Consider the following 14991-nt stretch of genomic DNA (forward strand, 5'->3'; position numbering starts at 1 on the left):
TTTATACGGAATAAATAGAGAAACTGAATCAAAATTTAACTTTTGACTCAGCCCCCGTCTATGACCTTAGTAATATTGTTTGCTTCCTTTTTAGTTATATTAAAATTCAATACTTTATTGCAGCAATTATCTCTGGTTTTAATTAAACTAATCCTCAATCACTAGTTCAAAGATTCAAAAATAAAAATTAGAAGCTTTACTAAACGGAGAACAGGAGCTAGATCAAAATTTAACTTTTGACCTAGCTCCTGTTCTCGAAAAAATTAATAATTCAGTACTTCTAGCTTAGTTCACCTTTCTAAGATTTACATCTTGTACACTTGTAATGCGAAATAATTATAATCAATTTTCAAATTTGAAGGTTCCAACGGCTTCTTTTAATGTGCTAGAAGAAGCTTGCAGCTTAGCTACATGATTAGTAAATTCTTCCATTGATGCCTGAACTTCCTCTGAATTTGCTGAAACTTCTTCTGTACCAGCTGAATTTTCTTCTGTAGAAGCAGCAATATTCTCCAAACTTGCCTGCACCTTGTTTTGAATCTTTTCAATTTTTTGACTGGCTTCTTCGATTTCTTGGATCCCAAGAATTAGCTCTTGGTTCACATCAAAAACATTTTTTGAAGAGGTAATAGCATGTTCAATTAATTGAGTTTGCTTTTCTCCGCCTTCAATCGAAATATTCATTTTATTGGCAATTTCATCAGCATCATTTCGGATTTTTCCCAAAATTTCAATAATTTCCTTGGTTGATGTTTTACTCTGATCAGATAGTTTTCGGATTTCCGTTGCAACCACAGCAAACCCTTTTCCAGCTTCACCTGCACTTGCGGCTTCAATTGAAGCATTTAAAGCCAACAAGTTAGTCTGTTGTGAAATACCACTGATGACAGTTACAATTTTGTTGATACTCTGAACTTGCTTGTTCAAAGCTTTGATGCTTTCTCCTAATTCCTTTGTTTTAGATAATTCACTTTCCCAGTTATCTGCAACATGATTAGTGATTTTAAGATTTTCCTGATTCATTTCACCTGAATTCTGTGATTGTTTCATCATGCGTGTAATCTTATTTCCTAAATTATTGATAATAGTAGTCAATTTTTCTAATTGTCCTACACTGTCTGAAGTTTCTTGTGCCTGGGAAGTAGTTACTTCGGCAACTCCTGTAATTGCCTGTGCGACTTCCTCCGTTGCTTTGTTTGTTTGTTGTGATAAGTCTAATAATGAATTTGACTTATTTGCAACTGTTACACTTTCTTCTTGTACACTACCAATTACTTTACCCACAGCATCAACCATTTTATTGTAATGAAAGGCAATTTGATTAAATTCATGCCCTGTTTCATCTGGTTTGCTGAGTCTGCGTCCCAATTCTTTTGGCTGAAAGATAACTCTAAATAAGTTCTTATTCACACTAGGAGTACTTATCTTCTTGAATTTCCCATTGCTTGCAGCCTCGAAATGCTGAATATATATGGAAACTGTTTCTTTAATGAATTTTGAAGCATACAATGCATAAAATGATACGATAACGACTAATACCAACATGATAGTAATCGAAATTATTAGCAAAGCATCTAGTTCGGTGTTTAAGTCATTTTGGTCTACAACAGAAAAAGACCATTCGTTTCCTTTTTTGTTATACAAAATTTGATCGGTACCGCTATTTTTAACTTTTAAAATTCCTTGTTTTTGTTTTGCAGCTGTGAGTGCTTTGAAGACAGAGTTGCCTGCAATGTCTTTACCACTAGCAAAAGTATATTTTTTTGACTTGCCTTTTGAAGCAATAACTGTTCCATTATTAGACACGAGAGTTACACTGCCTGTTCGGCCAATATTTAGCCCAGAAATGGTTTTTTGAATCCCATTATACGATAAGTCAATTCCTAAAACACCAATTGTTTTCCCTTGACTATCCTTCACTGCAATTGCAGCTGTAGTTAGCATTTTCCCGGTTCCAGCATCTTTATATGGACTTGTCCAAAATACCTTCCCATCGTTTTTGATTGCTCCCTTATACCAAGGACGTTCACGCGGATTGAAACCTGCTGGCAATTCAGCAAAGGTAATCATTTCTCCTTTAGTAGATCCAAATTCAATTTGTTCCATTTCAGTGTTACCTCTTTTTACCATTCTTAGCGCATAACGGATTGCTTTAGAATTATAATCTGATTTTGCAAAAATGGATGATGTTGCTAATTTATTTAATTCTTGGTTCGTTGAAGTATGTAGATCATTATTACTAGTAACTAGTGTATTAACAGCGCCCTTTTGACTGTTCTCATTACGTGTAGTCAGCATTGTTTTCGTCGAAATATAAGAGAAAAACAGTACCAAAAAAGCAGTAATAACAGTGAACCATACTAATAAATTCCAGACAAATTTTCCTAAACTTTTCTTCATTTTCATCTAATAAACACTCCTCTTTATCTAAAAACACCTATAAAGCTCAATCGGTGTTTTTTTCTGAAAATAAAGAGGTAATTATGAATTTGGCAAGTCGATATGCCAGTATTGTAACTTTACGCACTGCCTGTTCCTTGCTATATCTACAAAATAGTTCTACTATCGAGTTGGATCAATAATTATTTAATCAGTGAAAGGGCGGGAGCATATGTGTACAGCAATAACTTTTTTGACAGAGGACAATCTTCATTTTTCAGCTAGAACAATGGATTTTTCTTTTGAACTAGATGCACGACCAATCTATGTACCACGTAATCACAAGTTTGAATCCTTAATACCAGGGACAGAATTTACAAACAAATATGGTTTCATCGGAGCAGGTAAAGACATCAACGGATTTATCTTTGCAGATGGTTTTAATGAACACGGCTTTTCAATATCTTCGTTATATTTCGAAAAAAATGCAAAATATAGCTCAGAAGCAAAGAAAGATGCATTAAATATATCATCAACCGACATGGTGTCATGGGCTTTAGGAAATATCTCATCAGTTGCAGAATTTGAACAGCGTTGTCAAAAAATCAATGTGGTGGATGTCATAAATCCATTGCTCCAGGTTAATGTCCCACTCCACTGGATAGTTGCAGATAAGACTGGAAATACTGGTGTTCTAGAAATCACGAAGACTGGCTCTAATTTTTATCATAATCAAGTTGGTGTTATGACTAATTCACCAGAATTCTCATGGCATTTGGATAACTTGAATCATTATACAAATTTGCAGCCTACAGAATTTGCAGCAAAACAATATGGTGACTACACCACTGTTCCAGATGGTCCAGGATCTGGTGCACTTGGTCTACCAGGCGACTATACATCAGCATCAAGATTTGTCAGAGCAGCATTTCTACGTCAGTATTCTGCAGCGACAAAAGGTATTAAGAATAGTGTTAATGCAGTACTGCACATCTTAAACGCAGTTGATATTCCAAAGGGAGTTAAGATAACAGCAAAGAATGTTTCAGACTACACACAATATAAAGCAGTTATGGATTTAGATAGTTTAAGTTATTACTTTATGGCTTATGATGATACCATGCTTACACGTGCTGATATTACTGAGGAGCTTCTACAAAGTTCAGATGTCAAAATATTTTAATTGGTAAATAAAGATTGCGGTAAAAAAATTGAAATTGGAATGGAACACAGCACAAAGAGGAGTAAGGTCAAAAATTAAGTCTTGACCTTGCCCCTCTTTTAGTTTCGTATAAATATGTTCCATAAGTCAAAATCACTTAAATTTTATTGACTTATATCGCCCTTACTTTTTTACATTTGTTTTTCCCTCAATGCATCACCCCTTTGTTCACTAGCAAGTTGAGTAGCTGAAAATGTTTGTTCTTCAATAATATATTGTGGCCTATGCTTTGTTTCAATATATGTTTTCCCCACATACGTTCCAACAATACATATTGTTACAAGTTGGAACCCGGAGAAAAAGAAGATTGAGACCATTATCGAGGTCCATCCAGATACCGTGTGCAAATAAAAATACGTTCCAACCAAAGCACAAAGTCCCAGACCGCTTACCAACATTATCAATAATCCCAAATACATAATTATTCTGATAGGTGAGATTGTGAATGAAGTTATTCCATCAAGCGCAAAGTTAATCATTTTCTTCAGTGGATAGTGGCTAGTACCCGCAAAACGCTCTTTTCTTTTGTAATAAACTATGTCAGACTTATAACCCAATGTTGGTACAATGGCTCTAAGAAAAAGATTCTCCTCATGATACTGGAGTAACGTGGACACAGCTCGTTTTGACAATAACCTATAATCAGAATGATTAGGTACCAGATTCACACCCATTTTTTTCATCAGCCAATAAAAAAGTTCGGCAGATTGTCTTTTGAAAATCGTATCGGATTTGCGATCATTGCGCACAGCATAGACAATATCATTTTCTGCTCGATATTTCTCAACCATTTCAGCAATACAGGCAATATCATCTTGTAAGTCTGCATCAATAGTTATAATAATATCAGAGTACTTATTTGCCGTTGCCATACCCGCAATTAAAGCATTTTGATGTCCAAAATTACGACTGAAACTTATTCCTTCAAATTCAGACTTTGCTTTTTGAAGTTCCTTTATAATCTTCCATGTATCATCCGTGCTGCCATCGTTCACAAATAATAATTTACTTTTTGAACTAACTTGTTGCTGATTAATCAACTCAACCAGGACTTTATCCAATTGCTGCGAGCTTTCTGTCAACACTTCCTCTTCGTTATAACATGGAACTACTATTGTTAATAATGGTTCAGACATGACATCACCTTCTTTTTAGTCAAGTTCATAAAGAACACTTGATTGCTGTTGACCCATACCACCACTCATTTTCCCAGCAGTATTACTTTTCTTATTCTTCTTATTTTTAACCATTTTACCCATTTTGCCCATCTTCTTTGGCTTCTTTCCTTGGAATTTCGCCATATTCTTCTTGCCACCTGGTCCACCTTTTGCGGATTGTTGTGGCCCACGACCACCCTTCTTACTCATACCAGATGGTGTTGTACTTGAAGAATTTCCTCCATAGGTGCTTGCACTAATCTTTTTACCATATTTCTTTACCCAGCGTATAATCGCATTGTTACTAGTATGACTAGATATATAGAAATACTTGATTTCACCTTTCTTAACTAACTTTTTGAACTGTTTAAGTGTTATTGCATTATCAGTCCCATTATATCCACCAATTGTCATTACTGCTTTTTTGGTCTTAATAATGTAAGGTGCTGCTGTATTTGAATCAGTAGTTGCAAAAAGATATTTAGCTTTTGAACCATTATGCTTTTTAAGATAACTTATTAATTTGGTATTTACAGAACTGCTCCCTACTGAACCCAAGCTTTGACTATTTCCACTAAGCAAGCTAGGCCCTGATGTTGGAATTGCTGCCGATTCTGCCGCAATTGTCGGCGTAAACGACCAAAAAGCTGATAAGCAGATTAATCCAAGCAACCCGATTATTGTGAACAGTTTAATCCTTGAACGACTAAAGATGATGAAACCACTCATTATGATTGAAACTGCAGCAACAATAATCCCAAACAAGCTGGAATATTCCCAAACAAAGAATGCTTGCAGCAAACCATTTGTGGTAATTGCTAGCCCCATAATTCCTCTAATCCAGCAATCTCTCTTGTTTGGAATTGTGTTCAACGACTCAATGAATGATGAGATTCCAACTGCGGCAAGTACCACAACTGGGGGTGCCAGCATTATTGTATAGTATGGATGGAAAAAGCTGGCAACGCTAAAGAATCCAGCTACTGGAACGAGCCATCCAGCCCAGTAGATTAACTGCTCCTGCCTGCGATTGACCTGCCACCATTTTCTCCTGGTATCGTATGCTGCAAGATAAGCAATTATTAACCCGAATAATGCAAGGGGAAGATACCAACTGATTTGTTGTCCGAGTGCCGTTTGAAAAAGACGTGTCACTCCAGCAGTTCCAACATTAAAAATACTATTACCACCGGTATTCCCACCACCTGTAACTTTCCCCTTCGTCATGCTGGGCGTTTTCCCACCGGTCTTATTGCCATTTCCTGTACCCGTCTTTGTACTCTTTTTGTTGTTTCCCATGCCAGTAAATGTGCCGCCAGTTCCCGTTGTTTGTCCTAATAATCTTTGTGTTCCATTATAACCAAAGGCTAGGTTCAACACCGAATTGTTGGTTGAAGAACCTATATAGGGACGGTTTTCTTTACTTACCGAATCAACTGCTAAAGGCCATGATAAGGTAAAAATTATTAAAGCAACTGTACCAACAACACTCCCACATAAAATTTTTTTCCAGCTATCCTTACTTGCAATCCAATAAAAAATGTACATCGCTGGAAGAATCATAAATGCTTGCAACATCTTGATATTAAAAGAAATTCCAACGAGAGCAAAGGCTAAAGCTACTAACCAGATACTATGTTTATTAACTGCTTTTTGTAAAACAAAGCATGCAAGCAACAAAAAAAATACCAATGTTGCATCCATATTATTTGTTCTTGCATCAGCCACAACAATTGGAGTTAATGTCATCAAAAGTGCAGCTATTCTAGCAGCTAAAACACCAAAATAAGGCTTTACCATTTTATAGATCAAGAAAATCGATCCTAAACTAAACAATACTGAAGAAATAACTATGCTCCAGCCATGCAATCCAAAAATTTTTACAAAAATCACCATAAACCACAATGCTACTGGAGGCTTATCGACTGTAATAAAACCAGCTGGATCAAAACTTGCATACCAAAAATTCTTCCAGCTTTCTGACATACTAATAATTGCAGATGTATAAAACGAATTTGCACTACCTGCTTTCCAGATATTCCACCCATATAAAAAAGCAGCCAATACCAATATAACAATCAGCCAAAAATCAACTCTCATGCGTTTTTTAGGAAATAATTCTTTGCGTTTTTCCATAACCACTTCACCCCTCTCAATAATTTAATTTATCAAAGATATTTGAAGTTTGCATGACAAATATTATAAATATTCTTATACAAATTTAACTTTCATTTAAATATAACATACTTTCTTAATTATTTGCAGAATTACTTAATAAAAGCTCAAAACAATCTATTAATCTTTTTGCCTATAAACAAAAAAGCCCTCCGAAGAGAGCTCCTAATTCAATCAGTAAAACTGATAAGCATCCTACATTTAGTATTAACTTTTTTTGCCCACTTTAAATCAGTTAACAAAAATCTAGAATTGATCAATCAACACCTGACGAATTTCGGCCAAGCTAGGTTGGCGCGGATTAGCTGGTGTACATTGGTCGTTATAAACCAAATCCACTAATTTATCTAGTGATGCCTCAAAGTGTTCCTTAGTAACACCGTTGGCCGATAATTTTGGTGTTACTTCGACTGCTGTCATTAATTCTTCAATCTTTTGGCAGAGCTTTTCAACTAATTCAGCATCATCTTTACCTTGAAGACCGATAAAACGTGCGATATCAGCATAATCTTTTTGCCCACTATACACTTCATAACGAGGGAAAGGTGTCCGTTTAACCTTACCAGCGACACCATTGAAGCGGATGACATGCTGCATTGCAATAGAAATTGCCAAGCCATGAGGTAAACCAAATTCACCACCAGTTTTATGTGCTACTGAGTGATTGATACCCAAGAACGCATTCGCAAATGACATTCCGGCTAAGCAAGCAGCGTAATGCATGTTCTCACGAGCTTTTTCACCTTCACGTGTTGGATGCTTTGCATCAAATTTATACGATTCAGCCAAATTTTCAAAGACTAACTTAATTGCTTGCAATGCCCATGGACGGGTAAAGTCAGAAGCCATCACCGAAACGTAAGATTCAAGTGCATGTGATAGACTATCGAGACCTGACCAAGCAACTGTACGTTTTGGCACCGTCATAACAAATTCAGGATCAACAATCGCAATTTGTGGTGTCAATTCATAGTCTGTTAATGGATATTTAACATGCGTATTATCATCAGTAATAACCGCATATGGTGTCACTTCAGATCCTGTACCAGAAGTAGTTGGAACCGCTACTAGCTTAGTATTTAACTGATGATGGAACTTAACAATTCGTTTCCGAATATCAATGAACTTCTGTTGCAAACGCGTGAAGAGTTCACTAACTTGTTCGTAGCTTTCCAAGAATCCAGCTGGTTGGTCGAGAGAATACTCATAAATGAACCGTGCAATCTTAGCAGCATCCAAAGCCGATCCACCACCAATAGCAATGATAGTATCTGGTTGGAATTGAGCCATCTGTCTTGCAATTTCGATTGTTTGACCCAATGTTGGATCAGGTTGAACTGTACCGTAAATCGAAGTCTTAACTGGTTCTTCGCGCAGAGCCAATTGATCATAAAGTTTATCAACAAAACCAAATTTAACCATTCCAGGATCCGCAACAACAAATGCACGGTCAATATGTTCGATTTGATCTTGCAGATAGGAAACTGCATTTTTCTCATAATAAATTTTTTCTGGTAAACGAACCCATTGTGGCCGGTTTCGACGCTTAGCAACAGTCTTTACATTTAATAAATCGTTGGTTGATAAATTATGTGACAATGAATTTTTCCCCCATGATCCGGTTCCGAGCGTCATACTTGGACGTAATGCATCAGAATAAACATCACCTATTCCGCCAAGTGAATCTGGTTGATTGACCAAGATTCGCGCAGCCTTAGTCTGATCTGCATAATCATTGATAAATGGATCTGACTGTGAACCAATTTGAATAGCTGCGTTATGACCGGCACCTTGATAGTTGAGCAGTTTGCTGACAATTTTGATTCCATCTTGACGATCTTGAGCTTTATAAACTGACAGTAATGGTGAAAGCTTTTCAGAAGAAAGTTTCTCACCAATGTCTTTCGAATCGAGCTCAAACAACATAACATCTTTATCCGCTGGTAAATCAACACCTGCCTGATCAGCAATCCAGCTGGCTGGTTTACCGGCAACTGGTCCATTGACACCATGTTGGTCGTTGAAAACAAAATCAGCAATTTTTTGATAATCTTTCTTAGGAACAATATATGCCCCTTTATTCTGAATTTTTTTCAACCAGTCGTTATAAACTGGTGCTTCTACAATCACAGAATTCTCGGTTGCACAAATCATTCCGTTATCAAATCTCTTCGATAAAAGTAAATCTTCAACTGCTCGGTCTAAGTCAGCTGTATGATCGACAAAAATTGCACCATTTCCTGCACCAACACCCATTGAAGGATTTCCAGATTTTAGTGCTGCATTGACCATTCCCGGACCACCAGTAGCTAAAATCGAAGCAATTTTTGGATTGCGAATCAAGGCTGTTGTATTGTCTAAACTTGGGACTTCAACCCACTGAACGATATTTTTCGGAGCACCCGCAGCAATTGCAGCATCATACAGGATCTTTGCTGCATGAGCAGAACATTTTTGTGCTTGTGGATGGAAAGCAAAAATAATTGCATTTCGTGTCTTAAGCGCTAACAAAGTTTTGAACATTGCTGTTGATGTCGGATTAGTAGTTGGAACAATCCCAGCTAAAACTCCCAATGGAGCTGCAATTTTAACTTGTCCAGCAACCTTATCCTCACCAATAATTCCTACTGTCTTTTCATCCTTAATCAGATTATATACATTTTCTGTTGCAAAACGATTTTTTGTATCTTTATCCTCAACAACACCACGTTGAGTTTCATCAACTGCTTCATGTGCAAGCAACAATGCTGCCTCAGAACCTGCTAGAGCTGCAGCCGCAACTATTTTATCAACTTCTGCCTGAGTATAAGAAGCATAGGACTTCTCAGCAACCAAAGCTTTTTCAACTAAGCTGTCTGTATAACTCTCAGCTTGCTTATATTGTTTCGCCTTTTCTTCAGGGGAAAGCACTTTTCTAACCTTTTTAGTAACCGTCATATGATAATCCTCCCTAAACCTAATTTTTGCTTTAATTAATTGTGAAATAAATCACTATTTTGGGTACAACCATATATTATCCCTTTTGATTGTGAATTACAATACTTTTGATTAATAAAATAAAAATCAATCTATTTACTCTTATTTTGCTACAGTTAGGCTTTTACATAGTAGTAAAAAACAAACAATTGACAAAAAAAATTATAGTGTTACTATTTTATGTGAATATAATCACATGTACAAAGGGAGATTTTATTGATGAAAAAAGTATTATCGATTAATTCTGGCAGTTCATCGTTAAAAATTAGTTTGTTTGCAATGCCAACAGAGCATCGTCTAGCAAAGATTATGGTGGATTACTCAGACGACCAATTAGTAACCCTCACACTACCCAATCATGAACTAGTTGCACAACATTATAGCAAAGAGATCACACCAGTTGAACTCGCTCTAAAATTATTGCAAAAATACCAAATTATTACCGATCCGCAAGAAATTGCAGCGATTGGCCACCGAATTGTTTCAGGTGGAGAACTTTTTCAGCATTCGACAGAAATTACACCAGAAATGATGCAAAAATTGGAAAGTATTAATGAACTAGCACCATTGCATAATCCAGCAAATATAGCTGGGATTTTGGATGCACAGCAATTATTACCAGAGTGTCCTCAAATTGCGGTTTTTGATACTTCTTTTCATACTGATCTTCCTCCAGAAAACTTTTTATACGCATTACCACTTGAATATTATCGAAAATACAAGGTTAGAAAATACGGGGCACATGGTACCAGTCACCGCTTTGTTGCCCAGCAAGCTGCTAAGATGTTGAAGCTACCATTAAATGAGTTAAAATTAATTACATTACATTTAGGTTCCGGAGCTTCAGTAACCGCGATTAAAGACGGTAAAAGTTATGACACCTCAATGGGTTTTTCTCCATTAACAGGACTGATGATGAGCACTCGCAGCGGTGATATTGATCCGTCAGCCTTAGTCTATTTATTGAAACATCACGCCTTTTCAAATATGGATGAATGCATGAGAATCTTAAATCAGCATTCCGGATTGCTTGGAGTCTCAGAGGTCAGTCGGGATATGCGCAAAATTGAACGCGAAGCAACAAGCAATCCGCAAGCCGCACTAGCAATTAAAATGTTTGTAAAACGAATTTGTGATTATATTGGTTCATACTGGTTGGAATTAGGCGGGGCTGATGCTTTAGTTTTTACCGGTGGAATTGGTGAAAATGATAATCACTTGCGTGAACTGATTAGTGAACATCTAAATTGCTTAGGAATTAAATTTCAGTCAGTGCAAAATCAATCTCATAGTCAGTCTTTTGATTTTGCAACCAGAGATAGTCAAGCACGCTTGTTGGTAATTCCAACAGATGAGGAACTCATGATTGCTAGAGATGCTTATGAACTGATTTCAGTCGAACAATCACTTAGTAAACCCGCAATTAATTATTAGTAATGTTAATCAAGAGCTATTATGTTCACAATTTCTAGCGACCATTCAAATTTTGCAAATCTTTAACACGATTTCTGAGTACCTCTAATTGAATCTCTATTCATATATAACTCTCTGGAGCTGGGTCAAAGATTAAATTTTGATCCAGCTCCATTATTAACTTATGTCATACTTACTAATTTTTCAAAAAAAAAAGGACATTTCTGTCCTGTACACTGCAACTACACTTTAAAGATTAAATAACTTGTTATTTCAAAAAATACATACGGATTCAATCATTTACATGTTTTTTTACGAATTCCGCAACTGGCAACCTGAAATCCAAATAATATTCTTCTAACTTTCCCCGCGACCAATCCCACCAGGCAATTCTTTCTAAATCATTTTTAATTTCATCTGGAAAACGCTCTTTAATCACTTTTGCTGCCACACCACCGACAATTGTATATGGTGCAACATCATGTGTTACCACAGCCCCTGATCCAATTACCGCGCCATCCCCAACGGTTAAACCCGACTGAATAATTGCACCATGTCCAATCCAAACATCATTTCCAATTGTTGTTCTTATCTGTCGCCGCTTTTCTATGAACTCAGTGTCTTTTTGAGCAAAGCCATATGAAGCACCGTTATATGAAAAAATATGCTGTGAGACACGGTCATATGGATGATTAGTTGGCCCAATCCGAACTTGAGCAGCAATGCTAATAAACTTCTTCAAATCGCTATTTTGCATGAAACAATATTGTCCTGTGTAGTTATAGTCACCAACTACACAATTGTCGATCAGATTATTTTCTCCTAATTCAACCCATTGCCCCAACTTAGTCCGTTTTAATTGCGTTCCTTTACCAATCACTGGCTTGTCTCTTGACAGATTTGGAAATTCAATATGCATAATTCAGGCCCTCTTTCTCCATAACTTATCCCTAGTTTATTTAGCACCATCATTATAATGCAATGGTTGCTGATGCACAAAATAAAAAGCGACTAACAAATTTAATTATTTCCGTCCTCTTAGATATTCATCTTTATTAAAACTAAATGCATAATATTTCAAAGAAATGTCAGCCAGTAGCTCTTAATTCCAAACGACCTGCATTAAGTTTTTTCCCCATTACTTACCTAATTTATCTTTCTTATATTCAAAATATTGATACAATAATAATTCCATAATAGCAATCAGCGAGACATGTGATGTCATATCAACAGTATCTATTTTTAGCTCATCAGTAAATATATATAAGTTCTCGTCACTCATATTTTGAATAGTATTATTATTAGCTCCTGTAATCGAAACTAATGAAGCATATTGCGTACTACTCTTTAAGCGCTGAATAATTTGGATAAGTTCGCTATCTTCGCCAGCATAATCAAAAACAAAGATAATATCATTCTTACTAATATTTCGATAAGCCAGCTTTCGCTGCTCATAGTTCTTGGGAAAAATAATAATAAAGTTATTTAATGTATATAAATATTCTACATACTCTGCAGCATATTTACTAAATCCTTTAGCATAAAAATAGATTTTGGGCTGCTTATCTAGTTGTTGACAAATTTCCAATAATTTTCGATTGTCCAATACGCGGACGGTTTCTTCAATATTTTTCAAATATTCATTTCGATATTGTTCTTGTTTCTCAACAAAATTTACAGCTGTTTCACTTTTCTCAGTACTATTCAAAACAGTATATTTAATTACTGTACTGAATTCACTATAACCAGAAAATCCTATTTTGCGCACAAATCTTAAAAATGTAGTCGTTGAAACAAAGCATGCAGCGGCTACTTGTCTGATACTCTTATTTTTCAATTTGTTATTATTATGCTTCAGAAATCCTCGAGTATTTCTTTACAGTTTTACTATACTTCGTGTAATCGCTTAATTATATAGTTTGAAGTATGCTTGGCACGGGATTGACTATCATGTATTTTGTTTCATATTGCATAACATGTTACGTTGTCCACAAGGCAAATATCGTGTTATAGATTGCGCATAAAAATTATTACTGTGACGAGCTGTAAATCCAGTAATTCAAGTGCACACAAAAAAACTGAGTCAAATATAACTTACGACTCAGTTCCTCTTTTACTTAGGACTTATGGCAGTCACCCTTAAGATGCAAAAAAATTAGCACACATATTTATATGTACTAATCTAGAAATCCAAATATATCCTTAACAGCTCTTTTAGCTTGAAGAAGTTCTTTTGCGCTAACATGATCTACAGTTTTTCCCGCTCGTGCTAGATAATCATAGCCTAAAAGCCCTGTCAAAATAACATGACCACTAATCTTATGGCCTGAAAGTTCAAGCTGAAAAGGTTTGCTTATATGTGTAGTATGAGCTATTGGAAATCCAACGATCATTCCCGTTCGTTGATTATAAGCAAGATCGCTCATTACTAACATGGGACGAAACGTATTGCTGGCACTTACATCATGAGCTCCATACTCATGCCCTGCATGTGGCTCACTATTGATCCAAATTAAATCACCTTGTTTTGGCATGTCTTTATTCATGCCAGAAGTCCTCTTTTCCAACTAATTTTCCATTATCAGGGATCTTTTCATCATTAATTGCTTTCCGCAAGTCATAGTCCGGATTTTGTTTAAATAAATTACTTCGTACTGGCATAAAACTTATAACTCCATTCTCATCAATTATTGGCTCATATTCAGCATTGACTCCAATATTAAATTCTGCAGGGATTGTAACCATTATTGAATTACCTTGTTTTCGAGTTTTTACAGTCATAATAATCATCTCCTTTATGTAATTATAACTGTAATTACGCTATTAAGCAAATAGCATTATTATGTAACCTATACCCTAGTAGTCATAAGTCCAATTCATCTAATGGATTATGCTGTATCAATTCAGATTTAAAATTCTACCAGATCGTGTCCATGAATTCATACTAGCATCAGAGAAGTTTATGAGAAATTCAACCTTCATTAAAGAAGAGCGGTATGGGCAGCACAATAAACTATGTACCATCTACTTATGCACAAAAAGCCAAATTGATCCAGCTAACTCAAATAAAGGTTGGATTTAGTGTCCAGCCTTGGGGGTTCACATCACAAATGGCTTTTTTATTTCTAACTTAATTTTACAATCTGGGTATTAAATATCTCTTCAATTCTATGCAAAAATCCATCTAAACAAATAAATTTTTGTCTTCCTTTCATTTATCTATAGAATATCAAAATCATGCTGTTCAAGAAAGTGCCTATAGTATTTTAATTGTTTTGACTGTCTAATTGACAACGAGTAGTTCCATTTTTTGGCACTGTATTGATGAAAGAGATTAATATTGTGTCAACTCAGCGACTAAAACAGTATTTACATGACAACCTGCAATATAAAACTGAGGTTGATAATCGACAAAACTATCAGCAAGTCTTAGATGAGTTAGTAATTTTCGCTAATCAACTAACTTGGAATGAACAACAGAGTTACTGACAAGTTGCTAATTTGTGAACTTTAACCAATTGATTGGCGAAGTTCAGAACTCAGCGCTGATTTTGATCAAGGGAGTGTGCCATAAGTCGGGAAAATTTGAGTACTAACTCGAAATTACGAACATAGCGAGTACTTTGCTATGAGTAATTCGAAGTTAGACGGAGAATTTTGACTTATGAA

11 protein-coding genes are annotated in these 14991 nt (G+C 35.8%); 3 read left to right on the plus strand and 8 right to left on the minus strand.

Annotation, left to right across the window (positions count from 1 at the left end; all coding sequences use genetic code 11):
- Positions 1–342 precede the first annotated feature (342 nt).
- Entirely contained in the window at positions 343–2406 is a 2064-nt protein-coding gene (locus tag ABF682_RS11380; RefSeq protein ID WP_415619864.1) for a methyl-accepting chemotaxis protein, read from the minus strand.
- A gap of 205 nt (positions 2407–2611) precedes the next feature.
- Between ABF682_RS11380 and ABF682_RS11385 the strand changes: the two genes are divergently transcribed.
- On the plus strand, positions 2612–3562 hold the full coding sequence (locus ABF682_RS11385; protein WP_415619865.1) for a choloylglycine hydrolase family protein: 951 nt from the start codon (positions 2612–2614) through the stop codon (positions 3560–3562).
- 170 nt (positions 3563–3732) lie between these two features.
- Here the strand turns inward: ABF682_RS11385 and ABF682_RS11390 are convergent, their stop codons facing one another.
- The 3 genes from ABF682_RS11390 to adhE form a co-directional block, all read right to left on the minus strand.
- Positions 3733–4737: a glycosyltransferase family 2 protein gene (locus ABF682_RS11390; RefSeq protein ID WP_415619866.1), complete on the minus strand. Its 1005-nt coding sequence runs from the start codon at positions 4735–4737 to the stop codon at positions 3733–3735.
- Between the two features lie 15 nt (positions 4738–4752).
- Complete coding sequence (locus ABF682_RS11395) at positions 4753–6894, minus strand: ArnT family glycosyltransferase (RefSeq protein ID WP_415619867.1); 2142 nt, start codon at positions 6892–6894, stop codon at positions 4753–4755.
- Positions 6895–7179: 285 nt separating this feature from the next.
- Positions 7180–9870 carry a bifunctional acetaldehyde-CoA/alcohol dehydrogenase gene (gene adhE / locus ABF682_RS11400; RefSeq protein WP_289981263.1) on the minus strand — a complete coding sequence of 897 codons (2691 nt, stop codon included), beginning with the start codon at positions 9868–9870 and terminating at the stop codon, positions 7180–7182.
- Positions 9871–10128: 258 nt separating this feature from the next.
- On the opposite strand from adhE, the gene ABF682_RS11405 reads away from it, so the two are divergent.
- On the plus strand, positions 10129–11343 hold the full coding sequence (locus ABF682_RS11405; protein ID WP_415611552.1) for an acetate/propionate family kinase: 1215 nt from the start codon (positions 10129–10131) through the stop codon (positions 11341–11343).
- Between the two features lie 271 nt (positions 11344–11614).
- On the opposite strand, the gene ABF682_RS11410 is transcribed toward ABF682_RS11405, so the two are convergent.
- From ABF682_RS11410 to mazE, 4 genes are all read right to left on the minus strand, one after another.
- Entirely contained in the window at positions 11615–12241 is a 627-nt protein-coding gene (locus ABF682_RS11410; RefSeq protein WP_415619868.1) for a DapH/DapD/GlmU-related protein, read from the minus strand.
- A gap of 219 nt (positions 12242–12460) precedes the next feature.
- On the minus strand, positions 12461–13180 hold the full coding sequence (locus ABF682_RS11415) for a MurR/RpiR family transcriptional regulator (RefSeq protein ID WP_415619871.1): 720 nt from the start codon (positions 13178–13180) through the stop codon (positions 12461–12463).
- A gap of 319 nt (positions 13181–13499) precedes the next feature.
- Positions 13500–13856 (minus strand): type II toxin-antitoxin system PemK/MazF family toxin, encoded by a 357-nt coding sequence (locus tag ABF682_RS11420; RefSeq protein ID WP_415619869.1) that lies wholly within the window; start codon positions 13854–13856, stop codon positions 13500–13502.
- Between the two features lie 4 nt (positions 13857–13860).
- Complete coding sequence (gene mazE / locus ABF682_RS11425) at positions 13861–14103, minus strand: type II toxin-antitoxin system PemI/MazE family antitoxin (RefSeq protein ID WP_289981256.1); 243 nt, start codon at positions 14101–14103, stop codon at positions 13861–13863.
- A gap of 543 nt (positions 14104–14646) precedes the next feature.
- Between mazE and ABF682_RS11430 the strand changes: the two genes are divergently transcribed.
- The gene (locus tag ABF682_RS11430) at positions 14647–14811 is read left to right on the plus strand and encodes a hypothetical protein (RefSeq protein WP_415619870.1); all 165 of its coding nucleotides are present in this window, start codon (positions 14647–14649) and stop codon (positions 14809–14811) included.
- Positions 14812–14991 lie beyond the last annotated feature (180 nt).

The sequence above is a fragment of the Liquorilactobacillus sp. genome (assembly GCF_047719775.1).
Lineage (GTDB): Bacteria > Bacillota > Bacilli > Lactobacillales > Lactobacillaceae > Liquorilactobacillus.

Bases quoted from the DNA above. Each gene is read 5' to 3' on its own strand.
- ABF682_RS11380 (WP_415619864.1), bottom strand. From the start codon at position 2,406: ATGAAAATGAAGAAAAGTTTAGGAAAATTTGTCTGGAATTTATTAGTA.
- ABF682_RS11385 (WP_415619865.1), top strand. From the start codon at position 2,612: ATGTGTACAGCAATAACTTTTTTGACAGAGGACAATCTTCATTTTTCA.
- ABF682_RS11390 (WP_415619866.1), bottom strand. From the start codon at position 4,737: ATGTCTGAACCATTATTAACAATAGTAGTTCCATGTTATAACGAAGAG.
- ABF682_RS11395 (WP_415619867.1), bottom strand. From the start codon at position 6,894: ATGGAAAAACGCAAAGAATTATTTCCTAAAAAACGCATGAGAGTTGAT.
- adhE (WP_289981263.1), bottom strand. From the start codon at position 9,870: ATGACGGTTACTAAAAAGGTTAGAAAAGTGCTTTCCCCTGAAGAAAAG.
- ABF682_RS11405 (WP_415611552.1), top strand. From the start codon at position 10,129: ATGAAAAAAGTATTATCGATTAATTCTGGCAGTTCATCGTTAAAAATT.
- ABF682_RS11410 (WP_415619868.1), bottom strand. From the start codon at position 12,241: ATGCATATTGAATTTCCAAATCTGTCAAGAGACAAGCCAGTGATTGGT.
- ABF682_RS11420 (WP_415619869.1), bottom strand. From the start codon at position 13,856: ATGCCAAAACAAGGTGATTTAATTTGGATCAATAGTGAGCCACATGCA.
- mazE (WP_289981256.1), bottom strand. From the start codon at position 14,103: ATGACTGTAAAAACTCGAAAACAAGGTAATTCAATAATGGTTACAATC.
- ABF682_RS11430 (WP_415619870.1), top strand. From the start codon at position 14,647: ATGAAAGAGATTAATATTGTGTCAACTCAGCGACTAAAACAGTATTTA.